At 57.3% G+C, this 25,938-nt stretch carries 27 protein-coding genes; 11 read left to right on the top strand and 16 right to left on the bottom strand.

What is annotated here, in order from left to right; genetic code table 11:
- Nucleotides 1–35: 35 nt before the first annotated feature.
- The gene (hutH, locus tag ACN0SW_RS03600) at nucleotides 36–1,592 is read right to left on the bottom strand and encodes a histidine ammonia-lyase (RefSeq protein WP_417726533.1); all 1,557 of its coding nucleotides are present in this window, start codon (nucleotides 1,590–1,592) and stop codon (nucleotides 36–38) included.
- The gene (gene hutI / locus ACN0SW_RS03595) at nucleotides 1,589–2,782 is read right to left on the bottom strand and encodes an imidazolonepropionase (RefSeq protein WP_417726532.1); all 1,194 of its coding nucleotides are present in this window, start codon (nucleotides 2,780–2,782) and stop codon (nucleotides 1,589–1,591) included. The genes hutH and hutI overlap by 4 nt, the downstream gene beginning before the upstream one ends.
- Before the next feature lie 218 nt (nucleotides 2,783–3,000).
- On the opposite strand from hutI, the gene ACN0SW_RS03590 reads away from it, so the two are divergent.
- From ACN0SW_RS03590 to ade, 5 genes are all read left to right on the top strand, one after another.
- Nucleotides 3,001–3,714, top strand: coding sequence for a UTRA domain-containing protein (locus ACN0SW_RS03590; protein WP_417726531.1), 714 nt, complete (start codon nucleotides 3,001–3,003; stop codon nucleotides 3,712–3,714).
- Nucleotides 3,715–3,796: 82 nt separating this feature from the next.
- Entirely contained in the window at nucleotides 3,797–5,143 is a 1,347-nt protein-coding gene (gene aroA / locus ACN0SW_RS03585; protein ID WP_417726530.1) for a 3-phosphoshikimate 1-carboxyvinyltransferase, read from the top strand.
- A 230-nt stretch (nucleotides 5,144–5,373) separates the two neighbouring features.
- Nucleotides 5,374–5,979 carry a hypothetical protein gene (locus ACN0SW_RS03580; protein WP_417726529.1) on the top strand — a complete coding sequence of 202 codons (606 nt, stop codon included), beginning with the start codon at nucleotides 5,374–5,376 and terminating at the stop codon, nucleotides 5,977–5,979.
- A 124-nt stretch (nucleotides 5,980–6,103) separates the two neighbouring features.
- Nucleotides 6,104–8,146 (top strand): ASKHA domain-containing protein, encoded by a 2,043-nt coding sequence (locus ACN0SW_RS03575; RefSeq protein ID WP_417726528.1) that lies wholly within the window; start codon nucleotides 6,104–6,106, stop codon nucleotides 8,144–8,146.
- A 61-nt stretch (nucleotides 8,147–8,207) separates the two neighbouring features.
- The gene (ade, locus tag ACN0SW_RS03570; protein WP_417726527.1) at nucleotides 8,208–9,902 is read left to right on the top strand and encodes an adenine deaminase; all 1,695 of its coding nucleotides are present in this window, start codon (nucleotides 8,208–8,210) and stop codon (nucleotides 9,900–9,902) included.
- Here ade and ACN0SW_RS03565 read toward each other — a convergent pair.
- From ACN0SW_RS03565 to ACN0SW_RS03535, 7 genes are all read right to left on the bottom strand, one after another.
- A complete protein-coding gene (locus ACN0SW_RS03565) occupies nucleotides 9,899–10,135 on the bottom strand; it encodes an Lrp/AsnC ligand binding domain-containing protein (RefSeq protein WP_417726526.1) in 237 nt (78 codons plus the stop codon). The genes ade and ACN0SW_RS03565 overlap by 4 nt on opposite strands.
- A gap of 112 nt (nucleotides 10,136–10,247) precedes the next feature.
- Nucleotides 10,248–11,114, bottom strand: a complete 867-nt coding sequence (locus ACN0SW_RS03560) for a DUF1217 domain-containing protein (protein WP_417726525.1) — start codon at nucleotides 11,112–11,114, stop codon at nucleotides 10,248–10,250.
- Nucleotides 11,048–11,452 (bottom strand): flagellar biosynthesis repressor FlbT, encoded by a 405-nt coding sequence (flbT, locus tag ACN0SW_RS03555; protein ID WP_417726524.1) that lies wholly within the window; start codon nucleotides 11,450–11,452, stop codon nucleotides 11,048–11,050. Before flbT ends, ACN0SW_RS03560 begins: the two co-directional genes overlap by 67 nt.
- Nucleotides 11,449–11,826 carry a flagellar biosynthesis regulator FlaF gene (gene flaF / locus ACN0SW_RS03550; RefSeq protein ID WP_417726523.1) on the bottom strand — a complete coding sequence of 126 codons (378 nt, stop codon included), beginning with the start codon at nucleotides 11,824–11,826 and terminating at the stop codon, nucleotides 11,449–11,451. Before flaF ends, flbT begins: the two co-directional genes overlap by 4 nt.
- A 73-nt stretch (nucleotides 11,827–11,899) precedes the next feature.
- Nucleotides 11,900–12,730, bottom strand: coding sequence for a flagellin (locus tag ACN0SW_RS03545; RefSeq protein WP_417726522.1), 831 nt, complete (start codon nucleotides 12,728–12,730; stop codon nucleotides 11,900–11,902).
- Nucleotides 12,731–12,943: 213 nt separating this feature from the next.
- The gene (locus tag ACN0SW_RS03540) at nucleotides 12,944–13,303 is read right to left on the bottom strand and encodes a flagellar protein FlgN (protein WP_417726521.1); all 360 of its coding nucleotides are present in this window, start codon (nucleotides 13,301–13,303) and stop codon (nucleotides 12,944–12,946) included.
- On the bottom strand, nucleotides 13,293–13,577 hold the full coding sequence (locus ACN0SW_RS03535; RefSeq protein WP_417726520.1) for a rod-binding protein: 285 nt from the start codon (nucleotides 13,575–13,577) through the stop codon (nucleotides 13,293–13,295). The genes ACN0SW_RS03540 and ACN0SW_RS03535 overlap by 11 nt, the downstream gene beginning before the upstream one ends.
- 114 nt (nucleotides 13,578–13,691) lie before the next feature.
- Between ACN0SW_RS03535 and ACN0SW_RS03530 the strand changes: the two genes are divergently transcribed.
- From ACN0SW_RS03530 to ACN0SW_RS03515, 4 genes are all read left to right on the top strand, one after another.
- Entirely contained in the window at nucleotides 13,692–15,179 is a 1,488-nt protein-coding gene (locus tag ACN0SW_RS03530) for a flagellar hook-length control protein FliK (RefSeq protein WP_417726519.1), read from the top strand.
- An 11-nt stretch (nucleotides 15,180–15,190) separates the two neighbouring features.
- On the top strand, nucleotides 15,191–15,883 hold the full coding sequence (locus ACN0SW_RS03525; protein WP_417726518.1) for a flagellar hook capping FlgD N-terminal domain-containing protein: 693 nt from the start codon (nucleotides 15,191–15,193) through the stop codon (nucleotides 15,881–15,883).
- Between the two features lie 70 nt (nucleotides 15,884–15,953).
- Nucleotides 15,954–16,832, top strand: a complete 879-nt coding sequence (locus tag ACN0SW_RS03520; protein WP_417726517.1) for a phosphotransferase — start codon at nucleotides 15,954–15,956, stop codon at nucleotides 16,830–16,832.
- Between the two features lie 156 nt (nucleotides 16,833–16,988).
- Nucleotides 16,989–17,222, top strand: coding sequence for a hypothetical protein (locus ACN0SW_RS03515; RefSeq protein ID WP_417726516.1), 234 nt, complete (start codon nucleotides 16,989–16,991; stop codon nucleotides 17,220–17,222).
- An 83-nt stretch (nucleotides 17,223–17,305) separates the two neighbouring features.
- On the opposite strand, the gene ACN0SW_RS03510 is transcribed toward ACN0SW_RS03515, so the two are convergent.
- Both ACN0SW_RS03510 and ACN0SW_RS03505 read right to left on the bottom strand, forming a co-directional pair.
- On the bottom strand, nucleotides 17,306–18,115 hold the full coding sequence (locus tag ACN0SW_RS03510; RefSeq protein ID WP_417726515.1) for an alpha/beta hydrolase family esterase: 810 nt from the start codon (nucleotides 18,113–18,115) through the stop codon (nucleotides 17,306–17,308).
- 110 nt (nucleotides 18,116–18,225) lie between these two features.
- Nucleotides 18,226–19,041, bottom strand: coding sequence for a cyclase family protein (locus ACN0SW_RS03505; protein WP_417726514.1), 816 nt, complete (start codon nucleotides 19,039–19,041; stop codon nucleotides 18,226–18,228).
- 103 nt (nucleotides 19,042–19,144) lie between these two features.
- Here ACN0SW_RS03505 and ACN0SW_RS03500 point away from each other — a divergent pair, with 103 nt between their 5' ends.
- Both ACN0SW_RS03500 and ACN0SW_RS03495 read left to right on the top strand, forming a co-directional pair.
- Nucleotides 19,145–19,411 carry a hypothetical protein gene (locus ACN0SW_RS03500; RefSeq protein ID WP_417726513.1) on the top strand — a complete coding sequence of 89 codons (267 nt, stop codon included), beginning with the start codon at nucleotides 19,145–19,147 and terminating at the stop codon, nucleotides 19,409–19,411.
- 11 nt (nucleotides 19,412–19,422) lie between these two features.
- The gene (locus tag ACN0SW_RS03495; protein ID WP_417726512.1) at nucleotides 19,423–20,004 is read left to right on the top strand and encodes a DUF1523 family protein; all 582 of its coding nucleotides are present in this window, start codon (nucleotides 19,423–19,425) and stop codon (nucleotides 20,002–20,004) included.
- 10 nt (nucleotides 20,005–20,014) lie between these two features.
- On the opposite strand, the gene ACN0SW_RS03490 is transcribed toward ACN0SW_RS03495, so the two are convergent.
- The 5 genes from ACN0SW_RS03490 to ACN0SW_RS03470 form a co-directional block, all read right to left on the bottom strand.
- Nucleotides 20,015–20,887: a dimethyl sulfoxide reductase anchor subunit family protein gene (locus ACN0SW_RS03490; RefSeq protein ID WP_417726511.1), complete on the bottom strand. Its 873-nt coding sequence runs from the start codon at nucleotides 20,885–20,887 to the stop codon at nucleotides 20,015–20,017.
- The gene (locus tag ACN0SW_RS03485; RefSeq protein WP_417726510.1) at nucleotides 20,887–21,669 is read right to left on the bottom strand and encodes a 4Fe-4S dicluster domain-containing protein; all 783 of its coding nucleotides are present in this window, start codon (nucleotides 21,667–21,669) and stop codon (nucleotides 20,887–20,889) included. The genes ACN0SW_RS03490 and ACN0SW_RS03485 overlap by 1 nt, the downstream gene beginning before the upstream one ends.
- Nucleotides 21,666–21,821: a hypothetical protein gene (locus ACN0SW_RS03480; protein WP_417726509.1), complete on the bottom strand. Its 156-nt coding sequence runs from the start codon at nucleotides 21,819–21,821 to the stop codon at nucleotides 21,666–21,668. Before ACN0SW_RS03480 ends, ACN0SW_RS03485 begins: the two co-directional genes overlap by 4 nt.
- Nucleotides 21,818–24,637, bottom strand: coding sequence for a molybdopterin oxidoreductase family protein (locus ACN0SW_RS03475; protein WP_417726508.1), 2,820 nt, complete (start codon nucleotides 24,635–24,637; stop codon nucleotides 21,818–21,820). Before ACN0SW_RS03475 ends, ACN0SW_RS03480 begins: the two co-directional genes overlap by 4 nt.
- 141 nt (nucleotides 24,638–24,778) lie before the next feature.
- Entirely contained in the window at nucleotides 24,779–25,936 is a 1,158-nt protein-coding gene (locus tag ACN0SW_RS03470; protein ID WP_417726507.1) for an acetate/propionate family kinase, read from the bottom strand.
- Nucleotides 25,937–25,938: the final 2 nt, after the last annotated feature.

The raw sequence follows: 25,938 nt of genomic DNA, 5'->3' as shown, positions 1-25,938 counted from the left end.
AGCCCATGGGCGGTGTTTCGCTGTGCCCAGAAGACTCAACCCCGCTCCTCATCACTCAGCGACAGTTCCAGTCCACTGGCCTCAACCAGGGCACCAGAACGCACCATCTCTGCTGCGGCGGTCAGATCGGGGGCGAGATATCGGTCTGTGTCGAGCGGTGCTATCTTTTCGCGCAACCGGGTGATGACAGCTTGAAGTTCTCTACTGGTTTGCAAAGGGGCACGAAATCCGATGCCTTGCGCGGCGCAAATCGCCTCGACCCCCAGTATGACGCTCAGGTTGTCGTTCATGCGCTTCAGACGTCGGGCGGCATGTGCCGCCATGCTGACGTGATCCTCTTGATTGGCGGAGGTGGGGGTGGAATCGGTCGTGCAAGGGTTGGCCAGATGCTTGTTTTCGCTCATCAGCGCAGCGGTCGTGACCTCTGCAATCATCATCCCCGAATTGAGCCCCGGCTCGGGTGTCAGAAAGGGCGGCAAGTCAAAACTTAGCGTTGGGTCGACCATCAGCGCCACCCGCCGTTGTGCAATTGCCCCAATCTCGGAAATCGCCATGGCGATTTGATCTGCAGCAAAGCCCACAGGTTCTGCATGGAAGTTGCCGCCCGAGACGATCATGCCTCCGTCGGGATGGCTGGGGTCGACCAAAACCAAAGGATTATCGGTCACAGCGTTGGCCTCGATTTCCAGTACCTGACCGGCGCGCCGTAGAAGATCCACGGATGCGCCGGACACTTGTGCCTGACATCGAACGCAATATGGGTCTTGGACACGCGCGTCATTCTCGCGATGGCTCTCACGGATCTGGCTACCTTCCATCAACGCCGTCTGTGCGCGGGCAATGTCGATTTGTCCCCGGTGGCCCCGCAATTCGTGAATCGCCGCGACCAGCGGTGCGGTGGAGCCCATGATCGCATCGGTCGAGAGCGCCGCTGTCACGACGCATGTTTGGGCGTTGCGCCAGCCGGTCCATAGGCCTGCCAATGCACAGGCGGTGGAAAACTGGGTGCCGTTGATCAAGGCCAGACCTTCCTTTGGGCCAAGGATAATTGGGCTTAGACCGCAAAGAGAAAGAGCTTCGTCGCCGGGCACGCGCGCACCGTTAACCCATGCTTCGCCTGCGCCGATCATCACCGCCGCCATATGTGCCAAGGGGGCGAGATCGCCCGAGGCGCCAACTGATCCCTGATCTGGGACCACAGGCGTTACCCCGTGCAGCAGCATCGCCTCAAGCAGAGAGATGGTTGACCAAGCCACGCCTGACGCACCGCGCCCAAGGCTGAGTAGTTTAAGCACAATCATCAGCCGCGTTGTGGCCAAATCCAGCGCCTCTCCCACGCCGCAGCAATGCGAAAGGATGAGATTGCGTTGTAGCTCGGCGGTCTTTTCTGGCGCGATCTTTACGCTGGCAAGTTTTCCAAAGCCCGTGTTAACTCCATACACTGCCGTATGTCCTGACGCGGCCCGTGCTACAAGGCTATGTGCAGCTTCGACAGCAGGTCTCACGCTGGGGTCAAGTTTGGCTGGCACGCTATTGCGCCAGATGTTTTCAAGTGTCTTGAGCCGTTCTTGTCCTGGCCTCAAAACTATCATTTCGCCCGACCTCCGAAAAACCGCCGCCAGAGCGGGTTATAACCAATGCGGTACGCCAGTTCGGCGGGGTGCTCGACGTCCCAAACAGCGAGGTCGGCACGCATGCCTGACGCGAGCATACCGCAGTCAAAAAGTCCCAAAGCGCTTGCTGCGTGTCGCGTTACCCCTGCAAGAGCTTCGTGAGGGGTCATCCGAAAGAGAGTGCACGCCATGTTCATGGTCAGCAAAAGAGACGCTATGGGCGATGATCCCGGATTGCAGTCAGTGGCCAAGGCCATTGGAACGCCGTGAGATCGAAAGGCCTTGATCGGCGGTACCTGTGTTTCGCGCAGGGTATAAAATGCGGCGGGCAGGATGACCGCCACGCTGCCTGCTTGCGCCAGGGCCTTGGCGTCCGCCTCTGTTGCATATTCCAAGTGATCTGCTGACAGAGCTCCGTACCGTGCGGCCATTTCAGTCCCGCCAAAGTGACTTAGCTGTTCTGCGTGAAGTTTGACTGGCAGGCCGAGCGCCATAGCTCTCTCAAACAGCGGCTTTAGGTCCGCTGGTGAGAATGCGATCCCCTCGCAAAATCCATCGACCGCATCGACAAGGCCCTCTGCATGGGCCGCATTCAGGGCAGGAATGCAAACCTGCGAAACATACGTAGCCGTATTTTCGTGAAATTCTGCTGGCACCGCATGCGCACCAAGGAAAGTGGATTTGATCCGCACGTCGCGTACGCTCGCAATGGCTTTTGCCACGCGCAGCATCTTCAACTCTGTGTCGATATCCAACCCATATCCAGACTTGACCTCGAGAGTGCAAACCCCTTCTGCCAACAGTGCGTCGACAAAACGCAATGCCCCCTTGAGCAGCATTTCCTCTGAGGCTTCGCGGGTCGCGGTGACGGTCGACACAATGCCACCGCCCGCGCGGGCCACCTCTTGATAGCTGGCACCCATGAGCCGCATTTCGAACTCGTTCGATCGATTGCCTCCGTGAACAACATGGGTATGGCAGTCAATCAACGCCGGTGTGATTAGGCGTCCGCTCAGATCTTCTTCTGGCCCGTTATAGTTAGGCGGCAAATCCTTTTCCTCACCGACCCACGCGATATGACCTGCGTCGATAATAAGAGCGCCGCTGGGGACAAGGCCGTAGGATTGATCCCCTTGCATGGTCGCTAGTGTGACGTTGCGCAAAAGCATCTTGTGGACTCTCTTGATGTGCGGGCTTTGGTTGAATAATATGTCTATACATAATAATATGTCAAGATCGCGTTATGGTGTCACGCCGAGCCTGAATATTCGTGAGGTCTTGCCTTATGATCGGGGGCATGCCGTAAAGGGCTCGACTGACTACAAAGCGATTGCAGAAGGTAAGCTTGTCTTCCTGTGTCAAAGCCTAAACCGTCTTGGAATGCCGCATGACAGATCCACAGTTCAACAGTTGGCAGGCCATTCAGGATGAGGTTCTGCGACGCATCCATGCACGGGAATGGCCACCCGGCGCCGTCATCCCGAACGAGGCAGATCTGGCACAGGAGTTTGGCTGCGCACGAGCAACTGTGAACCGCGCCCTGCGCGCCTTGGCCGAGGCCGGTACGGTCGAGAGAAGACGCAAGGCGGGAACGCGCGTGGCCTTACACCCCGTAAGCCGCGCGACCGTGGATATTCCGGTGATCCGACAGGAGGTCAGCACGGCCGGAAAGATCTATGAATATCGCCGCCTTAGCCGACGCCATGCCGTGCCGCCACTGGAGGTCGCGCGCAGGCTCTGCGCTGATCGACCTGGCTCTTGCTTGCATGTTACGGCTTTACATCTCGCTTCGGGCGCGCCCTTCGTGTTTGAGGACCGCTGGATCAATCTCGAGACTGCTCCAACCGCCGACACTCAGGATTTCAGGGCGATGAATGCCAACGAGTGGTTATTGGCTAACGTCCCCTATACCCATGGTGAGATCCGTTTGGCTGCGGAGGCCGCGACAGAATTGGAAGCTAAAATTCTAGGAACAGATCCCGGTGCGCCGATGTTCGTGATTGAGCGACTGACATGGGATCATGCCCGCGCCGTGACCTTGGCCCGCCTCTGCTATGCGCCGGGGCATAGTATCGTGACGCATCTGGGTGCCGTCCCCTGAGGTAAAGCTTGGCGATGGTCATGGACGGGTGGCCCGGCTTGGGCTATCAGGCAGGCAAACTAGACCATTCAAGAGGCACACCATGTCTGGCCACGGCACTCCGACTCCCATGACCTCTCACCGCTCTGGTCCGCTCTCTGGCAGGGCGGACGTGCCGGGAGATAAGTCGATTTCGCACAGGTCTTTGATCCTTGGGGCGCTAAGCGTTGGCGAGACCGTTATCACCGGCTTGTTGGAAGGCGAGGATGTATTGGACACAGCCAAGGCAATGAGGGCCTTCGGCGCAGAGGTGACGCGCGACAAGGACGGCATTTGGCATGTGCATGGCGTTGGTGTCGGTGGATTTGCCGAGCCGGGTCACGTGATTGATTGCGGCAACTCGGGCACCGGTGTGAGGCTGATCATGGGGGCGATGGCAACCTCGCCGATCACTGCAACATTTACTGGTGATGCAAGCCTGAACAAGCGACCGATGGCGCGGGTGACCGATCCTCTGGCGCTGTTTGGGGCGCAGGCTGTTGGGCGCTCAGGCGGGCGTTTGCCGATGACGATCGTGGGGGCGGCTGATCCGGTGCCGGTGCGCTATGTCGTTCCAGTGCCCTCAGCACAGGTCAAAAGCGCGGTTCTCTTGGCGGGTCTAAATGTGCCCGGACAAACCGTGGTGGTCGAGTGCGAGGCGACGCGCGATCATACTGAGCGGATGCTGGCCGGGTTCGGAGCGGAGATTGTCACGGAGGAAACCGCTGAGGGGCGGGTGATTACGCTGACAGGGCAACCTGAACTCAGGGCGCAGACCATTGTTGTGCCGCGCGATCCCAGCTCCGCAGCCTTTCCGGTTTGTGCGGCGTTGATTGTACCGGGTTCCGATGTTTTGATTCCCAATATCGGGTTAAATCCGACACGCGCGGGGTTGTTCACAACGCTACGCGAGATGGGGGCCGATCTGGAGTATGAGAATCTCCGCGAGGAGGGGGGCGAGCCGGTGGCGGATCTGCGCGCACGGTTTTCGCCAGACCTCATGGGAATCGAGGTGCCGCCTGAGCGCGCTGCAAGCATGATAGACGAGTATCCTGTGCTGTCGGTGGTGGCGTGTTTTGCAACTGGCCAGACGGTGATGCGCGGGGTCAAGGAATTGCGCGTGAAGGAAAGTGACCGGATCGAGGCGATGGCTGCGGGATTGCGCGCGGGCGGTGTCGAGGTCGAAGACGGGCCAGATTGGTGGATCGTGCATGGCAGAGGTCATGGCGATGTGCCGGGTGGGCAGACTTGCGCCAGTCATCTCGACCATCGGATTGCGATGTCCTTTATGGTGATGGGCATGGCCACACAGGCCCCGGTCAGCGTTGATGACGCAAGCCCGATTGCCACCTCTTTTCCTATTTTTGAGTCTCTGATGGCCGATCTCGGGGCTGATATCCGGAGGTCGTAACTGGTCTCGACCAAGGTCTCGGACAAGAGCATTTCAGACTTGATGAGAGGGCGGCTGCAGGCCAGCCGCCCTCTCTTGCGCAAAAGCGCGTGATCGTGAAGCGAGGGCCATTGTGACGGATGACGAATGCGCCATAGACTCATCTTATGGATGAAAATCAACCTCCCTCTTCTGGAATGCCGGTTCCCCCGCCTGTAAAGGTCGGTATTCTCCGAAGTGTATTGCGCATCATGGCGCTCATTGCTTTGGCTATGATGCTGCACTGGCTTTTTGTCTGGGCAGAGGGTTGGATTGCGCAGAACAACTATGGCTGGGCAATGCCGGGCGTTCTGGCAGTTGCCCTTTTGGTTTACGCCCTGCTGATTGCCATCCCTTTCGTGCCGGGTATTGAAATCGGCTTGATGGTGCTTGCCGCCGGAGGACCAGATATTGCGCCCTTGGTATGGCTTGCGACGGCATCCGGTCTCGTGTTGGCCTATATGGTCGGATGCAAGGTGCCCTATGCTTGGCTCCACCGGGTCTTGCTCGATCTGCATCTTACGCGTGCCTGCTTGATGCTCGAACAATTCGAGGCACTCGCCCCCGAGACGAGAGCCGAGTTTGTGCAGGCGCAGTTGCCTACGCGCTATTTGGGGTGGGTTGTTAAGTACCGCTACGTTAATCTTGCGGTTTTGATCAATATTCCAGGCAATTCGATGATTGGCGGCGGTGGCGGCATTGCGTTTGTGTCGGGTTTGTCCGGGGTGTTTGGGGCACATCTGGCAATGCTGACGCTTGTGCTAGCAACAGCCCCTGTGCCTTTGGCGATCTGGCTTTTTGGCTGGACGATCTCATAGCCGTCGGTGGCATTTGGGAGTCATGCCGCGCGTCGACGATTTTCTGACGCTTGTGGGCTGTCGGGCAAGCGCCTATGGCTTATGTTCTGCCACAACAACGCGCGTCAAAAGCAGGATATTCCACATGTCGACTGACCCACTTGTCGTATTCACCCCCTCTGGGAAACGTGGGCGCTTTGCAAAGGGCACACCTGTCTTGACCGCTGCGCGGCAGCTTGGTGTCGATCTCGACTCGGTATGTGGCGGACGTGGAATATGTTCCAAGTGCCAGATCACACCGGGCTATGGTGAGTTTTCGAAACATGGTGTCACAGTGCATCAGGATGCGCTGTCGGCATGGAATGCGGTCGAAGAGCGGTATGACCAAAAGCGCGGGCTGAAACCGGGGCGGCGCCTTGGGTGTCAGGCACAGATCATGGGAGATGTGGTGATTGACGTGCCTCCCGAAAGCCAGGTTCACAAGCAGGTGGTGCGCAAAGCCGCCTCTGCGCGCGTGATCGAAATGGACCCGGCGACCCGCCTCTATTTTGTGGAAGTCGATGAGGCAGATATGCACGAGCCCACGGGCGATTTCGAGCGGCTCAAGCGGGCGCTGAAAACCCAATGGGACATTGACGGCATTGAGGCTGACCTGAGCCTTATTTCCAAGCTGCAACCGGTTCTGCGCAAAGGTAAGTTCCAAGTCACAGTCGCACTGCATCGCGGTCATACCGATGCGCATGCGAAAGTGCTGGAAATCTGGCCCGGCCTGCATGAGGGCGGTCTATACGGACTTGCCATCGACCTAGGCTCGACCACGGTTGCGGCGCATTTGACCGATTTGGAAACCGGTGAGGTCAAGGCGTCTTCGGGCATCATGAACCCCCAGATCCGCTTTGGCGAGGATTTGATGAGCCGGGTCAGCTATTCGATGATGAACCCCGGCGGTGACAAGGAAATGACCGCCGCCGTACGCGATTCGCTGAATGTGCTGGCGGAAGAAATTGCCAAAGAGGCGGGCATTGATGCGGGGCTTATCGTCGAGGTGGTTTTTGTCTGTAACCCGGTCATGCATCATCTTCTGTTGGGGATTGATCCGGTTGAACTTGGGCAGGCACCCTTTGCCCTTGCTACATCCGGCAGTTTGACGTTTGGGGCAAAGGAGCTGGACCTCACGGCAATTAACCCGCGCGCTCAGGTCTATGTGTTGCCTTGTATCGCGGGCCACGTCGGGGCCGATTGCGCCGCCGTGGCGCTGAGCGAAGAGCCGGGAAAATCTGAGGATCTGGCGCTGATTGTCGATGTGGGAACCAATGCCGAGATTCTCTTGGGAGACAAGATGCGGGTTTTGGCCTGTTCCTCACCAACCGGTCCGGCGTTCGAGGGCGCACAGATTTCCAGTGGGCAACGCGCTGCGCCGGGTGCTATCGAGGCTATTCGCATTGATCCCGTGACCAAGGAACCGAGGTTTCGTGTGATCGGCTGTGACAAATGGTCGAATGAAGCGGGATTTTCCGATGCTGTGGGTGACGGTGGTATTACCGGCATCTGTGGTTCTGGCATCATCGAGGCTGTAGCGGAAATGCGCATGGCGGGGCTCTTGGACGAGTCTGGACTTATCGGTTCGGCCGAGGCCGCAGGCACGATCCGCATGATTATGGATGGACGCACCCATTCCTATGTGATCCATGACGGCAGCGCCACAGGGGGGCCGGTGATCACCGTGACCCAAGGTGATATTCGCGCGATTCAACTGGCGAAATCCGCGCTTTATGCGGGCGCTCGCCTGTTGATGGACGAGCGTGGGGTGGACAAGGTGGACCGGGTGGTTTTGGCCGGGGCATTCGGAGCTCATATCTCGCCGTTGCATGCGATGGTTCTGGGCATGATCCCTGATGTGCCGCTCGACAAGGTAACTTCTGCAGGCAATGCGGCGGGAACCGGTGCGCGCATAGCGCTCTGCAATGTTGCAGCACGTCGCGAGATCGAACGCGTTGTGGGGCAGATCACCAAGGTGGAAACCGCGATCGAGCCGAAGTTCCAAGAGCATTTCGTTGCAGCAAATGCGATTCCGCACAAGACTGACCCGTTTCCAGAACTGGCCAAGATCGTGACGCTGCCAACGCCAAGCTTTAATACCCATGGCGACGGTAGCGATGGCGGGCGGCGCAAACGCAGGCGCGGCTAGAACGGCTTGTAGTTCGTTTCCATCCACGCGACACTCGTCTGTGACAATCAAAGGACGGGTGATGGCAGATCTTGAACGACGGATTGCGCAAGGACGTGGGGATGAGCCTGCTGATGTAGTCCTCCGCGGTGGGCGGGTTTTTGATCTGATCACGGGCGATCTGATTGATGGTGACGTGGCGATCTGTGGCGACACGGTCGTCGGCATCGGTGCACCCTACGAAGGGTGCGACGTTATCGACGTTTCGGGTCTCATACTCGTACCCGGTTTCATCGACACCCATCTGCATATTGAAAGCTCTCTGGTTACGCCCTTTGAATTTGACCGCTGTGTTGGCCCGCGAGGGGTGACGACGGCCATTTGCGATCCGCATGAGATCGCAAATGTTATGGGCGTCGATGGCATCCGCTACTTTCAGGCTGCATCCGAGTGCACGTTGATGGATATCCGGGTGCAACTGTCTTCCTGTGTGCCCTCAACGGATATGGAGACGTCGGGTGCCGAGATCGACGCCGAAGCTCTGCGGCGTGTTATGGGCCATCCCTCTGCTATCGGCTTGGCCGAAGTGATGAATTATCCGGGGGTTATTCACCGCGCACCGGACATCATGGCCAAGTTAAAGCTGTTTGAGGGGGGGCATGTCGATGGACATTGCCCGCAACTCTCGGGGCGCGATCTAAACGCCTACTGTGCTGCGGGCATTCGCACCGAACATGAGGCAACAACGCTAAAAGAGGCACGCGAGAAACTACAACGCGGCATGCGTGTGTTGATCCGTGAGGGGTCAGTCAGCAAGGATATGCATGCGCTACAACCCCTTCTGACGGACGTGACGGCTCCTTATATGTGCTTGTGCACGGATGACCGCAATCCGCTGGATATCGCAGACGACGGGCATTTGGATTACATGATCCGCGAGTTGATTGCGCTCGGGTGCTCACCGTTGGCTGTGTACCGTGCCGCGTCATTATCCGGTGCAGAGGCCTTTGGGTTGCGGGATCGCGGATTGATTGCGCCGGGACGCCGAGCGGATATCGTGGCTCTGGGGTCACTGGAAGCTTGCGATGCGCAGCTTGTGCTCTGTGCCGGCCGGGTGGCCAATGCAGCGGCATTCGCAGCACGCAAAGAAGTACCACCAATTGGCCGGCATTCGGTGCGTGCGCCCAAGGTCGGGCCAGAAGACTTTCGACATTCAGGCAATTGTTCTAATACTGATGTGATCGGGATCCTAGATGGAAAAATCCTGACGGCTCATCTTCACTACGACCTTGCGGCGACGGGTGGCGACAAGCGCCCCGATATTTCGCGCGATCTCGTTCGGATCGCAGTGGTCGAACGGCATGGGCGCAACGGTAATATTGCTACGGGTTTTGTGCACGGTTTTAACCTGCAACGTGGGGCGATTGCGTCGACCGTCTGTCATGATCATCACAATATTGCCTGCGTGGGCGTAGATTATGCTGATATGGCGGTCGCGGTGAACCGATTGGGTGAGATTGAAGGCGGGTTTGTCGTTGTTGAGGGCGGTCGTGTTTTGGCTGAACTGGCGCTGCCGGTGGCTGGGTTGATGAGCCTAGAGCCGTTTGAAATGGTGCGCGACAATCTGATCGCGTTGCGCTCGGCGGCAAAATCTCTGGGCGTCACTTTAAAGGAGCCATTCTTACAACTTGCGTTTCTGGCGCTTCCGGTGATTCCCGCCCTCAAGATTACCGACCGAGGGCTCGTGGATGTGACGCGCTTTGAGATTTTGAACTAGAACGCCTTGAAAGTCAGGGTGGTCTCGGTCCTCTCAATGCCTGCAATGTCTAGCAGGTTGTCGTTGATGTACTTACCAATATCCTCAGTTTCAGGGATGTAGAGTTTCATCAGCAAGTCGAACGGACCTGAGGTGGAATAAAGTTCTGAATGGATCTCACGCAGAGCGATCGCCTCGGCGACTCGATAGGATTGCCCGGGCTTGCAGCGGATGTTGATGAAGACGCAGCGCATTTTTCCCTCCTTTTACCTTGCCACATAGGGCTGTTACTTGCGGGCAATTGCAACGGCAAACTTTGAATTATCCGAGGAAGTGGCGCGCATCCTGCGCCAAGCTTGAACTCGTTCAGAGTCTGCGCGGAACGGATTGCAAAAGAGTGAGCGCGATGGATTGGGAGGATTGAACATTGAAGCTGGCTACCTGATCGCGCAGCAAGAAGCGCCGGATCAATTGCTCTTGAACCCCGGTATCGGTCAGGTCCGAAAGTGAGCCAATGTTCAATTGTCGCGAGGTGCGGGATTTTATCTCATCCAGTTGCCGATCAAGGTCTGCTTGTGCAAAGCTCTCGGGCAACCCAAGTGCGACCTCAAATACGCGACGCAGAGGTGGGTTGCCAAGAATGCGAAACCAGCGCGTATCCTCAGCGGCGCCATCTCCAGCGATTTCCTCCAACTCCCGCTGCACATTCAGGGCAAGGCGCAGGGACTGATCTTGATCTCCTACGGCGACTTCGAATTCCCAGCGGCGAAACTTCTCAGTGATTTCGGTGCCGAAGCTGGACAGTTGTGTGCGGGGAATGGGGCGATCCGCGAACGCAAAGGCCTCTGCCAGCTGTTTATAACGATCATCGGCAAGCCGATTAGCAAGCGTATCCTTCTCGATCGTGCCTTCCTCAAGGATGGTGCGGATAAAGGCACGGCTGTTGATATCGTCTTGAAGCCCGAATGCTCCGAGCGCGACCCGTAACAGGCGACGGTCAGATACGAGCCCCTCAGCCGTTGTGATTTTGCCGATATTCTGTTCAAAGTAATCGGTGTCCCGCACGATTTGGGGTGATTTATTGAACAAATCTGTCTGACGCTCAAATGTACGCGCCAAAAGACTCCATCCCGACAATCCACCCAAGGGGAGAACTGGCGCGAAATTCATGACGCTCGATGCGCCAAAAGACGGTCTTCTCGTGGAAGCAATGCTCGAAGAGCTTTGAGACACTGGTAGTGTTCGCCGTCCAGAAGGGCCTTCGTTGCAATGGTCAACTGGACCCGGCTGTCAGGGTCGCGCAGCACCTGACTCAGCTCTTCGATGCGTCGCAAGAGCTGATGGCGTACATGTTTCGGATCGCTGTCACCTGAGAGCAGAAGTTGTGTCGCATAGCAGGCCCGACGCACTGGTGTCGTAGCGTTCTCGGGATGGATGGCGTCCCGGAGCCGCAGAATATAGGCATTGGGAGTCATTATGGAGAGCCGCGAGCGACGATCTCCGTTTTCAATCACGGCGCCGTTGATAAGCACACGCTCTTTGGGGTTGAGCTTCAGCACGAGACCGCTCATTTTTCGGCCCTTCTGTCACTCAAGCCGTGCATGATGGCCAAGTTTATGTCAATCAGGGGTTGTATGGATGCACTGCCGTTGAGCACCTCGGTACTATGGTGATGCGAAAACTGGGCCAGATATACCACCCTCGCCCGGAGTGTTTGCGGCAAAGAATTATCCGGGTCTGCGACGTCTGTCGCCAAAATTGTCCATAGACGCCGGTTGTCATGCAGGGCTGATGCAAGGGTTGGCATATCCTCTCGCCCTTTGACAGCTGCCAATCCGAGGCGGTGGGTTATCCGGGCAAAGGCATCATATTCGAGCCCTCGTGGTGTCCGAATGGTCTGAGCTTGGGTGCGATAGGCGGTCTGCGCCTGCTGGGTCGCGTTCACGTCATATCCTCTCAAAATGGCGATCAGGCACTGCACGATGGGCTGGGGCACCCTTGGGATGCCCCAGCTTAGCTTAGTTTCTGAACAGCGACAGGACGGCTTGCGGTGCCTGATTGGCGATCGACAGCGATTGTGTTGCCAACTGCTGCTGTACCTGCAGAGCCTGAAGGCGCGCCGAGGCCTGTTCCAAGTCGGCATCGACCAAGGCGCCGATCCCGGATTTCATTGCATCCGTCACCTTGCTTACGAACTCGTTTTGGTCCGAGATCCGTTTGGCTGATGCGCCGAGTGCGGCAGCCCCGTCAACTGCCGTCTGGATATGCGCTTCGATTGCGGCAAGCGAAGTATCGGCTGCAATCGAGCTCGACACATCAATGTTACTCAGATTAAGAGTCGTCTCAAAATCGACCGAAGCCACGGTGATATTTGAGGCAGTGACTGTGCCATCGGCTGCGCGGTCAAGCGAGGACAACACCGTGATACCAGTATTCCCAGCGGTGTTGAGCAGGTTCGCCCCATTGAACTGAGACGCACCAATAATCGAATTGACCTGATTGACCAGTTCATTAACATCGTTCTGGATTTTGGCGTGGTCGACATTCTCACCGGTGGCGGCGACGACCTTCTCCTTGATGTCATTTAGGATATTGGTAATTTGCTCCGCGCCTGCCGATGCCACTGCCACAGTCGACTCGCCCAAGGACAATGCATCAGAGACAGCTTTGAAACCGCTGACATCTGATTCCATCACCTTGGAGATCGCGAAGATAGCTGAGTTATCCTTTGCCGTAGCCACGGCCTTGCCGGTCGAAATCATATCCTGCGTCTTGGCGAGGTTCGAGTTTACAGATTGAAGGGTCTGAAGAGCCACCATGGCACTGTTGTTTGTCAGAATGCTGGACATAGCATGTTCCTTTTAGGTTCGGCGTATTTCGCCATTTCACGTCCCACTCCCTGTATTCAGGAGCAGTCTAGGGTGTCTTTCTGACTTATGCAGGGCATGGGATCATCCCGTCTGCGCCATCCGGTTCGGGATGCAAGTAGAAGAATGCCGCCAAGATCCTAATGGAGTGCTAAACCCGATGTTTGAAAAGGAACAAATTTTTCTCAAACTCGCTCAAGCCCGCTTTTCAATATTATTGGCGGCATCCCCGGGAATGGAGAATTTGCGGCCATGTTGGTCATATGTGTCCATGGAACGCCGAATGCGACGGTGCGCTGCCAGGCGCGCAGCGACAGTTCGGATGCCCTGCAAAGTGCCATCAAGCAGCGCCTGATTACGCGTCAACTTATCCTGTAGGATCGTCAAATCATCTGCTGAGGGTCCAATGAGTGCATTCAGGGCGCCGATGAGATGCTCTTTTTCCGATGTGAGCGACGCGATTCTTGAAAGGTCACCCGCCAACAGTGCGCTGCGCTCCTCTTCCAGAATGAGATCAAGGTCTTCGAGGGTGCGGGTGTCGGTTTTATGAGCCATTGCTGCGCTCCATCATGGAGTAAAAAAAGACGTCTGCCAGCCCGATGCCGCCTGCTCTGACCATCTCCCGGGCCAAAGCTTCTCGATGGAAAGAGGCAAACTGAGATTCTCCTGCGCTATCACCGAAGTCGTTTTCTTTAGACTCGAGGCCTCCAAACTTGAGCATTTCTGCCAGAAAGCTGGCTTCCAGGCGCTCGGCCACCAATCGGACAGGGTTCTTTGGGGGGATACTTCTGCCACCTATTTCGGATGTTACAGATAACGAGTCGGTCATGGGATTTCCTCAAATTGATCGAACTAATCCAGAGAAGACCCGAAATCGGTAAAGAAGCGGTAACCGGTTTTTGCCATGTTCAGGGAAATCGCTAAAGAATGACGGAGGGCGTACATGTCGGCATCACTGACCAACGATCCAATGCGTGTCGATTTGGCCCCGCCTTCGATATTGGCAAAGCTCCAGAGTACGCCGGTCACTCCTACCAAGAGTGCCGGAGCATCACAGAAATTCGGGGCTTTTTTCCAAAAGAAAGAAGATCTCTTGACGGTAGTGGAGCTTGATACACAGGAGGCTGACACTGCGAAAGCGGAGGCCGAGGACGGACGATTGCAGGCGCTGGCTATTGCTGAAAATAGCTCGCTCTCGGCGTCTTTGTCAGAGGATGAAGCGATTTTTGATGGTCTGTCAGAGTATCCAAGGCCGTTGTCTCAAGGTCCGGACAACGCAGGGATCCAAATAGGTGGTGATTTATTCTTGGGGCACGTGATCGGTTCCGCAAGACTTGAGAGATCAGCAAATGCTGGTGAAGGGTTTGCAAGAGCGCCGGGTGACCGTGTTTCGTACGGTCCGGGGGGATTGGATCGGAACGCAGAATCGCACCCTGCGGACCGCTTTGATGAGCAACAACAAAATATTTTATCCGCTGCTGCGGCGCAAAATCGGGGTCGGGGCGAAATTGACCAATTCGGTTTGAGCTCAGCAAAAGGACCTCGCATGCTACCAAATCGGGGGGAATTTTCCAACAACATGGCGAATTCTGACGCTTTGGTTGTTGTCGGCAGGGGGGCGGCGGCTGCCGGGGTGAGTACACCTTTAGGTCTGGCGCCTCAGGCGGCGCACATCGTAGAACAGTCGGTTCTCGGGAGGAAAACTGAACTTACCGCAACGGTAGGGTCGAAATACGCGATGATCCGCGAACCAGGTGAGGCACCGAAGGAATCAGCCAGAGTGCAGACAGGGGCCGATCCTTTGGATTTCGGGCCGCCTCTGGCGCGGCTCTCAAGCATCCCGGGCCTTTTCTTCCACCAACAATTGCCGGGCACAGATGCGATCGGGCCATTTTCCAACATTGGCGTCAGAATAGATCACGCATATGACGAGAGGCTCGCGGTCCCTGATTTCCACTTGGCGGCGTTCCCGGGAGCGCAGATTACTGTCCCAAACGACCCTCTTGGGAAACATCTGGATCTGCCTCAGGCCTTAGGTCAGCAAATCGTGGCGGCTGCGCATCAATCGGGCGATGGGAAATCATCTGTCGAGTTGCTGTTCTCTCCAGATGAGTTGGGGCAGGTGCGTCTCAAGCTTACGTCCCATGAGGGTATCGTGACCGTCAGCCTGTTGGCCGAGCGTACAGAAACACTCGACCTTCTACGACGACATATTGATACCCTAGCCCGCGCACTGCTTGAGGCTGGGTATGAGGGGGCTCAATTTTCGTTTGGTGACCAAGATGCATCAGACGATGCGAACCAAGAACTATACCCGCGACGCGACGCTGTTCAAGAAGAGCGGAGCTTTGCCGTGTCGTCTGACCTTGCCGAGATCTCATCCACTGCGCCGCCTGTTCTGTATGCAGAGCGGATCAATGTGCTGATATAGAGGAAAATGAGATGGACTTAACGTCAGCTATTTCTCCCAGCTCAGCTCCGGAGCGTGTCCAGCCCGCACCTGTTCCCCCTGACACCTCCAGCGGCCGTAGAACAGCTGGTTTCAGTTCGGATTTTGAAACCTTTCTCAAAATGCTTACGACGCAGCTGCGAAATCAGGATCCGCTCAACCCGATCGAATCCTCAGATTTTGCGGTGCAGCTCGCAACGTTTTCGACGGTTGAACAGCAGGTTCTGACCAATGATCTTCTCAGTGACCTTGGCGCGCGGATTGGTGCGCAGGGATTGGCGCAGGTGTCTGGCTGGATCGGGATGGAGGCTCTCTCAGACGCTCCGGTCGCCTTTGCCGGTCAGCCAGTATCAGTGACAGCCACCGTTGAGCCGCAGGCCGAGGCCGCGGAAATCGTGGCGACGGATGCGCGGGGAATAATTGTAAACCGTCAGGTTATCCCGGCGATTTCTGGTCAGGTGGACTGGACTGGGCTTGATTCTGCAGGTCTGCCGCTCGCACGGGGGGACTATAGGCTTTCGGTACACTCTTTGGTAAACGGTGAAACCATTGCCCGTCACGACGCCCGCGTACATAGTCGTATCATAGAGGCACAGGTCGAGGCCGGCGAGACAGTGTTGCTCCTCCAAGGCGGGGAGAGAATTTCCCCCTCTCAAGTTTTGGGACTACGTTCGAGTTCTCCGTAATCCCGCACTTGTCGGGCGGTTACAATCGCTTTAGCGTCCCCCAACTTGTCTGTGCGCCGGGTGATGCATCATGCTGTACGGTTCTGAAAAAAAGACGCAATCAGGGCTGTTGCAGGCGCTTACGACCCGTGGCTTTGCTGTGGCCGGTGCGATATGGACGCCGTTGCTCGGTGGGAGGACAAACAAGAGCTGGAGGGTGGATGCGCAAGGCCAGTCCATCGTGGTCAAGCTGTTTCGTCTTGGCGGGCTTAATCCCTTGTTCCCAAATGACCCGACTTCTGAGGTGATCGCTCTGAGGCATTTGGCCGGGCTGAAATTGGCGCCAGCTTTTCTTGATGAGTTTTTGACGGAAGAGGGCCATTGCGTGATCTATCAGCATGTGCCGGGACAGATATGGCAGGATGGATCGTCAGAGATCGCAGAGCTATTGTATCGCGTTCATAACGCGGATGGGCTGCAGGGGCTGCGCAAGGTACCTGATGGAAGCGATGCCATAGTAGCGCAAACCAATAGAATTCTTGATTGTTGCCCTCAATCTCGGGCTCAGCATCTCAGGGCGCTTAAACCCGCTGGGATGATTCCCCCCTGCAACAGATTTAGTTTTCTGCATGGTGATCCCGTGCCAGGAAACATCGTTGGCGCGCAGGGCGCATGGTGGCTGATCGACTGGCAATGCCCGGCCCTCGGCGATCCTTGTGAGGATATTGCGCTCTTTTTATCTCCGGCCATGCAACTGGCCTATCGTGGAACGCCGCTGACGGACACCGAACGCCAGACCTTTCTATCAGCTTATCCAAATCAGGAACTTATCAAGAGATATCTATCGCTTGCAGGTTTTTACCATTGGCGGATGGCCGCGTATTGCCTGTGGCTCGAATCACAGGGTGATTGCTCTGCGCGTGATGCCGCAGATGCGGAAATTGCCGCATTAGCGGCGGCGGATGGTTGAATTCGTCTAAAAAATACGCTTTAGATTGCAACTATGTAACGATCGAGCGATATTCCGATATCATTGTAATTATTGGTTCCATTGGTTCTTTAGGTATGGCATAACTCGGCCAAGTCCCTATGGGGCGTAATCGTCCATAATGGATAGGAGAATGGTATGAATAAGATTTCGACGCTTGTCGCCGCTACAGCAATGACATTCGCTGCTGCCGCGCCTGTTCTGGCTGAAGATGCAAAAGTAAGCGCTGATCCCTTTGTGTCTACCCAAGGTCAGGGACTTGGGTTGGGTGTTGGCGGAACAGCGGCCGGGATTATTGCAGCGGCCATCGTGGTTGGTGTTGTCGCGTCCGGTGGCAACGGTGGTACATCCACGACAACGACAACGAACTGATCTGGAATGAGGCGCCTTAAATGGCGCTCTCCCTTGCAGTTGAGCATTCAAACGGGCCTTCTGGCCCGTTTTTTTATGCCATTTTACGGGTAGGACGGTGCAATCGCCAAGAGGTCGTCCAATTGCCGGGCGATCCAGCCGCGTGGGATGAAATGGCCGCGTGCATGAACATCAAGCGTCACCTTCCCCTTGGTACAGTCCTCCCATGTGGTGCGATGAAAAACCAGGGGCTCTGTCGCGCTCCAATCGCCGCGCGGTCGTCCCGGTTCGTGACAGCTTAACCGATCACGCCAGAGCTTGACGGGCCAAGTGGTGTCGCCGTCCGGGCCAAAGGGAAAGTCCATCACAGTGTCTGACGTACCATGGACGTGACGGATGTCGTGCGGTGCCTGTGAGCAGCGCTCGGATTGGCTGAGTGTGCCTGAGATAGCGAGAAGTGCCGCCACGCCATTTCCGTTCTCGCAGGCATAGCGCCATGCCATCGCCGCACCATAGGAATAACCGGAAACATAGAGCCGATTACGATCAATGGGATAGCGACTGGCCGCTTCCTCGATGACGGCGGCGGCAAAGGCAACATCATCGGTATCGGACGTCCAGAAATCCCAAGATCTGCCGCGCCCATTTGGAGCCAAAAGCAGGACCCCGCGCCGCCGTGTCGCCCCAGCGACACGGCCGTGTTTCACAACCGTTGTACCTTGGCGTTTCCATCCGTGAAAATGCAAGAGCACAGCAAGGGGTGTTTTCCCATCCCAGTCGTCCGGTTCCAGAATGTGATAAGAGCGCTCGCCAAGGATGCACGGCATCTCTGCGTGACATGGGGCAATCTGTGTCTCGTCGGCCATGGCGAAGCCAGGCCAGAATAGGATCAGGAAAATCAATAGACTGCGCATGACGCCTCTGAGAGTTTGCAGTGTTTCAAGGACAACGGCATTTCCGAAAAGCCTTGTGCCAAATGCGTCAGATGTTTGGCCCCGGAAAGCGCCTGCCGGGGCCACCCATGTCAGATCAACGCAAAGATGCGGGCCGGTCCGCCAGATCCGCCACGATGCTTGGGAGCACCAATAACGATCGTTGCTCCGGCAGCGGGCACTTTGTCGAGATTGGCCAAACACTCAATGCCGAAACGGCCAGTGGGCAGCCAAGCGTAATGGGTTGCGAAATCCGCTGACGGGCCATGATCGAGTGAGAGGGTGTCGCTGGCCATCGACCGCGCGCCGGTTTCCTCGATCAGCATTTGTGCCGCCTCGACGTGAAAGCCGGGATAATGCTGTTTCTCGCCGTCATATCCGCGGAATGCGTCCGTGCCGGTCTTGGGGCCCCAGCCAGAATGGAGCGCGACACAAGCACCATCCGGGATCGGTCCATGCGTTGAAATCCACGCCTTGAGATCGTCAGGCGTCAGCAAGGTGTCAGCGTCTTGAGCCGCGCGTGCGGCAATATCCACGACGCAGAGCGGGGCCACCAGATCCCCCACCGGGATTTCATCAACCGATGCCCCGTCCGCAGAGAAATGCAAGGGCGCATCCACATGAGTTCCGGTGTGCTCGTTGACTGTCAGCGTCATGAGGTTGAACCCGTTTGCGGCAAAGTTGAAGTTCTGCTCGGTCGAGATGCCAGGTGCACCGAAATAGGTTGGAAAATCAGCGTCGTAGGTGTGGGTTAAATCCTCAACCTTGGCATGACCGTTCGCCAGAGCGGGTGTCGCGCCCATAGCGGAGAATGCGGCGGCGGTTCCTGCCCCGGCCGCAGCGGTAAAAAAGCTGCGGCGCGACAGCATCCTGTCCTTGACCGCGTTGATGATGCAGGCGTCACACATGGCATGTCCTTTCTGATTTCGTTGCATATGGGGTGCAGCCTAACATGATTCTGCGTTATGCAAGGGGCGGCTTTGGTCGGAAAGAGAAAACGGGAGTCGTGGCATGCTGGCGCTGATGCGGTTGCTGATCTTTGGGCTGATAGCCCTGACGCTGCTCTATCTTGCGATTTCCAGGTATTCGCGTTCTGTGCGGCGGCAGAAAATGGCACGCGACTGGGAAGAGGCGGGTCGTCCCGGCGACAGGAATACCTATATAGAGACCGGGATGGTGCAATATGAGCGCTCGCTGCGCAAGCGGCTCATCTGGCTGGTTTATATTGTGCCGGTGACAACGGTGGTGGTCATCATCTATGTGACGAACTTTAGGTAAAGGAACCGGTGATGGTCTATGTAAAATGGGTATTCTGGGGTCTGTTTTGGACAATGGTGTTTGCATCTTTGCATTACACTTTACCACAGCATGACGTGGTGCGGATCACGGATACCTATGAAAAGCGGGTCAATCCGGGGAATAACTCGTTTTTCTGGTCCAACGCCGATACCGGGGAACGGACGGATGTGGCGGAACGGGATGTGTTTTTCATTCAGACCTTTCGCGCCAATGACAAGCCGATGATCTATCGCAACGAGGATACCGGCTGGGGCTGGCCACCTTATTTCAAGTTTGATACTTCGAATTTGCAGGCTGAGGCCTCTGACATGATGTCAAAGAAGAATGCCGCGAATGCACAGTGGGTGGTGGTACGCCACTATGGCTGGCGGAATGAATTCCTTTCGATCTATCCCAATGCCGTCAGCATCTGGTCCGTTGAAGGGCCAGATGTGCGGATCATTCCTTGGGTCAAGATCGTGATATTGATCCTGTTGGCTGCGGCGTTTTGGGCCATTCGCGTGCGGTGGAGGCGGTTCTGGCGGGGCCGACAAAAGCCTGTAGATGAGGAATGGAGCACGGGACGCGGATGAAACCCGCGCCTCACCTCTTGCCGTAATACAGGCCTACCACATGCTCTGCCTCGGCAAAGAACAGCCAACGTGAGGCGGCGATGCCCGCGATGTGGGCGATCAGAGCCATAAGTGCAAGGCCATGGTTGAACGGTGCAAGCAATAGCGCCACTGGTACAGCATAGCCAAGGATAAAGGCGACGCCACGCAGCTTTAGCGCGTGCCTGCGCCCGACCTGGAACACCAATTCGCGCAGCAGGTAGTTCGGCCCGGTGTGGGGCGGCTCGAATGCGCGGACGCTGCCGATATGGCCCAATCCGGTTGCACTCGCTATGGTCGTGTCGCTTTGTGCAAACGCTGCGTCACCACGCACCCACCACAGGATTTGCAAGACAGCCGCAATCGGAATGAGGATGAGTGCGGCGCTGATTTGTCCGGCGAGAAGTGCCCCACCAGCCAGAGAAATCGAGAGCAGCAGTGCGGATGTCAGTGGCGTTTTCCAACGTGGGACGGTGCTGAGCTGCGCGTAGATCATCGAGGTGGTGAAAACTGTGGCAAGCGATAGCGCCGCACCGATCCAACCCAAGAGGGCAGGACGCATATCGAAGAAAACGACACTTGCCGCATAAATCCCCATCACCAGTAGGGCCGCAACCGCGCAAACGCCCTCACGGCTAAGCCAACTGGACCGCCACTGACGAAAGGCCTTCCAAGCGCGTTCGGGATGCCCCAGATGAAAGGTTGAGGCCATGAGGCCACCAACGGCAAGCACGTAGGCAATTCCAAAGAACGCAAAGGCGACCCAGCCGGTAACAGCAGGCAGACCAAGACCCAGCCAAAACAGCAGGCCGAAGCCCAGCCCTGAGAGCGTGGTAAAGACGATAACGGAAGGAGCGGGATGCATCAGAGCTTCTCCAATGTGCGGTCAAGCCAGCCAAGAAAGCCCTTGGGCTCTGCGATCACAGGGGCGAGGAAGGGGGCCAGAATATCGATCTCGCCTGCCGGTTTAGGCTGATCGAGCCGGTCCTTGGGGCGCGGGGGCAGATATTTGTTGACGGGTTTCGTGCCTTGTTCCGGCATAAGGTCCATGCCACCGCGTTCGGCGGTGAGTTTCGAGACGTTGCTTTTGGGATCGGCAAAGTCACCGAAATGCCGGGCACCTGCGGGGCAGGTGCGCACACAGGCGGGCACGCGGTCAACCTCGGGCAGGTTCTCGTTGTAGATACGGTCAACGCAGAGGGTGCATTTCTTCATCACCCCTTCCGCTTGGTCCATCTCGCGTGCACCGTAAGGGCAAGCCCAGGCGCAGAGGCCACAGCCGATGCAATCGCTCTCGTTGACCAGAACGATCCCATCTTCGACACGCTTGTAGCTGGCGCCGGTCGGGCAGACAGTGACGCACGGGGCATCCTCGCAATGCAGGCAAGATTTGGGGAAATGTACGAGTTGCGCGGCGGGGTGCGGCATGGCCGAGGTTGCCAGCGGCTGTATCTCGTAGCTGTGCACACGGTTGAGAAACGTGCCGGAGGGATCCGCGCCATAGGGGTTTTGATCGCTGAGCGGCGCGCCATAATTCTCGGTGTTCCAGCCCTTGCAGGACACGACGCAGGCGTGACAGCCGACACAAGTATCGAGGTCGATCACGAGGCCCATCTTGCGCTGTGTTGATTTGGGAAGCGAGGTCATGTGGTGCGCTCCTCGAGTGTAAAGGCTGGTGCAAACTGTGTAATCGACTCTTTCTTGGCCTTTTCCCATGTGACGATGAACCAAACGAAGGAGCAGACAGTCAGCAGGACAAAGGCCAGAATGGCCAATAATGTCTTGGTTATCCCACTCATTTTCCCACCTTCCATTCAAGCTGTGAGGGCCCTTTGGCAACGGGGGATTTGATCGGGGCAAAGGCAGGCTGAGATTCTGTTGGTGCTTCTGCCTTGGCGATCTTGACGCGCAGGTCGAACCACGCGGCTTGTCCTGTGATCGGATCGGAGTTGGACCAACGCAAACCGTCACCCTTGGGCGGCAAAAGTTCGTGGATCAGGTGATTTAGCAAAAAGCCGCGAGTGGCCTCGGGGGCATCCTCGCTGAGCGCCCAAGCGCCCTTGCGTTTGCCGATAGCGTTCCATGTCCAAACAGTGTTTTCGTTGAGCGCGGCCATATGTGCCACTGGAACGGTGATTTCACCGTGAGCAGAGGTGACGCGCGCCCAATCGCCCTCGCGGAACCCGTGCTGTTGCCAGAGCTTTGTCGGTAAATAAAGCGGGTTATGCCCATGAATCTGCCGGAGCCAAGCATTTTGCGTGCCCCAAGAGTGATACATTGCCATAGGGCGTTGCGTCAGCGCATGAACCGGGAATTCATTGGTATTGACGCTGTCGTCTTCAAACGGCGGATACCAAATCGGGAGCGGGTCCATTGTCCGCTTGATCCGGTCTCGAAGATGCTCGGGCGGCTGGCGTTCGCCATGGCCCTCTGCGGCAAGCTGGAACTTGCGCATGGTTTCGACGTAGAGATCAAACACATAGGGCTGAGGCGTGTCGTAGATGCCCATGCCGACCGCCCAATCCTGATAGGCGGTATTCCAGGGTTTGTAATACTGTGCGGCGTCTGGAATGTGGCTGACAAAGAACCCGCCATTCTCGATGTAACGATCAAGCTGTTCCGGGTTGGGCGCGCCGCGTCCGGTCTCGGTTCCATCGCCACGAAAGCCCGCGAGCGGGCCTATACCGGGCTTGCGTTCGTGATTGACGATGTAATCGGCGTAGTTGCGGTACTTTGCGCCGCCTTCGGCATCTGTGAACCCCGGCAGCTTGAGCTTGTTGGCGAGCTGGATCAGCGCTGTCTGAAATCCGCGCACATCGCGGTCCGGCGTGATGACGGGCCAGCGGATGGCGTCGGCGGCCGCATCCGCTTCGCAAATCGGTCGGTCGAGTAGCGAAATGCAGTCGTGGCGTTCCAGATAGGTTGTGTCGGGCAGGATCAGATCGGCATAGGCCACCATTTCCGAACTGTAGGCATCAGAGTAGATGATCCGGGGGATGACATAGTCGCCATTTTCGTCCTTGTCCGTCAGCATTTCGATCACGCCGCGGGTGTTCATTGATGAATTCCACGACATGTTGGCCATGTACATGAAAAGCGTGTCAATCTTGTAGGGATCGCCGGCATGGGCGTTGGAAATGACCATATGCATCAGCCCATGCGCTGACATCGGGTTTTCCCATGTGAACGCCTTGTCGATGCGGGCGGGGGTGCCGTCTGGCTTGAGCGCGAGGTCCTCGGGGCCGCGGACAAACCCCAGATGCGGGCCATCGAGCGCGCAATCGGGCTTGACGCCGCAATGTGGTTTGGGATGCGCGCTGACGGGCTTGGGGTAGGGCGGTTTGAAGCGGAAGCCGCCGGGCACCTCGACTGTTCCAAGCAGGATTTGAAGCACATGCAGGGCGCGGGCTGTTTGAAAGCCATTGGAATGGGCCGATATTCCGCGCATCGCGTGAAAGCTGACAGGCCGCCCCGTCATGGTCTTATGTGTTTCACCTCGGAAATCGGTCCACTCATGATTGAGGGTGATCTCTTCTTCAAAGGCGACACGGGCAATTTCGGCGGCGATGCGGCGGATTTTGTCGGGGGTGACACCGCACCGCTCGGCCACCGCTTCGGGCGCGTATTGCGGATCAAGGTAGCGCTCGGCCATCAGGTGCATGACGGGACGATGCGTGATGCCATTGACCTCATGGATGGCGGATAGATCGGGGCGCACGCCGGGTTTGTCAAAGGCGGTCAACTTGCCGGTTTTGCGGTCGATGACCAATGGTTTGCCATCTGCATCACGCAGGAAAAGCCCGTGTTCAGGGGATGCGGGATCGCCATCCACCAGCACCGGCGCGTTGGTGTAGCGGGCGAGGTAATTGAGGTCTATTTTCCCCGCTTGCATCAATTCGTGGATTAGCGACAGGATCAAAAGCCCATCGGTGCCGGGTGTGATCCCAACCCAATCATCTGCCACGGCATTATAACCCGAACGGATCGGGTTGACGCCAATCACCTTTGCCCCGCGCGCCTTGATCCGGCCAATGCCCATCTTGATCGGGTTGCTGTCATGGTCCTCGGCCACGCCGAATAGGATGAAGAGCTTGGTATGGTCCCAATCGGGTTGGCCGAATTCCCAGAACGCGCCGCCCATGGTGTAGATGCCCGCCGCCGCCATGTTGACCGAGCAAAAGCCGCCATGTGCGGCATAGTTGGGGGTGCCGAAATTCTGCGCCCAAAAGCTGGTGAAAGACTGCGATTGGTCACGCCCGGTGAAAAAGGCGAGCTTGCCGGGATCACTCTTGCGGATCGGTTCCAGCCAGTCGCAGGCGATTTGCAGCGCCTCATCCCAGGAAATTTCCACGAATTCGCCGGACCCACGGGGGCCGACACGCTTTAAGGGCGCCCGCAGACGGGAGGGCGCGTTGACCTGCATAATCCCCGCAGAGCCCTTGGCGCAGAGCACGCCCTTGTTCACCGGATGGTCGCGGTTGCCCTCGATATAGGCGACCTTGCCATCCTTCATGTGCACATTGATGCCACAGCGGCAGGCGCACATGTAGCAGGTGGTTTTGCGGACCTCATCCGAGACATGCGGCGAGGTGTCGATGCGGGGCTGATGTGTCATGGTGTGCTCTTATCCTCCGTCGACGTCACGTTATGGCAGAAGAAAACCATTCGCGACCATCTTCTCGATTCTTTTCATTTCCTGAAAACATGTCTCGGAATTTCCGAAATTACAGGTCTATTTTTCCGATTTCTGGCCTCATTATCTGGCCAAGAGACGCTGCGCGTCGCCTGCTATCATCCGTTCTTCTTGGGCCGGGATGATCCAGCAGGCGATGCCAGCGCCGGGGCCGTGCAACCGGGTTTCGCCTGCGGCATTGGCCTTTGGGTCGATCTGTGCGCCCAGCCATGCCAGACCTTCCATGATCCGTCCGCGTACGGGGGCCGCATTCTCGCCAATGCCGCCGGTAAAGGCCACGGCGTCGAGCCCCTGCATGGCTGCAATGAGAGAGCCTGCATGACGTATCGCCCAGTAGCAGAAATGCTCGACCGCGAAGTCGCTTGCCGGGGAAGGGTCTGCCAAGAGCGCGCGCATGTCCGAGAGACCACCCGAGAGGCCGCGCAGCCCGCTTTCCTTGTTCAAGAGGTGGTGGGTGGCGGCAATCCCATCCTCTTCTGCCAGTCTCAACACGGCGTTTCCGTCTATCCCACCCGTGCGTGTGCCCATGGTCAGACCCTCAAGGGGAGAGTACCCCATTGTGGTGGCGATGGATTTTCCGTTTTGGATCGCACAGATCGAGGCCCCATTACCAAGGTGAAACGCCAAGAGACGGGCGGGAAGGGCGGCGCCGGTCAGGCTGGGCAGGCACTCGACCAGTGAGGCATAGGAAATACCGTGAAACCCATAGCGACGGATGCCGCGCGCCTCGATCCGGGGCGGCAGGGCATAACGGCTGGCAACCTCGGGGTTGCTGGCGTGAAAGGCGGTGTCAAAGCAGGCGACTTGCGGCAGATCGGGGGCCAGATTGGCCAGAGTCTCGATCGCGGCGATGTTGTGCGGATTGTGCAGAGGGGCCAGCGAAGAACAGCGTTTGATCGCGGTCAGGACATCGGGGGTGATGCGGATGGGTTGGGTCAGATCCGTTCCACCATGCACCACGCGATGCGCAGCGGCGCGCATGCGGGTGATTGGAAAGCCTTTTGTTTCAAGGGCTTTCAGGACGGCTTGCAGCGCTGTTGCGTGGTCGGGTAAATCCAGCTCGGTTTTCACATCGCCCAGTTTGACCGTGCCGGGGCCGCCGATACCATCGGCGATCCCGGTCAGGATTTGTGTCAACGTCCCGTCAAAGATCGCAAGTTTGATCGAGGACGACCCGGCATTCAGGACCAGAATGAGATCTCTGTCGCCGGGGGCTGACATGG

Origin of the sequence: Roseovarius sp., from assembly GCF_048262375.1 — a bacterium.
In the GTDB taxonomy this organism is placed as follows: domain Bacteria; phylum Pseudomonadota; class Alphaproteobacteria; order Rhodobacterales; family Rhodobacteraceae; genus Roseovarius.
The sequence above is the reverse complement of the archived record's forward strand: the minus strand, read 5'-3'. Positions and strand labels throughout refer to the sequence as shown.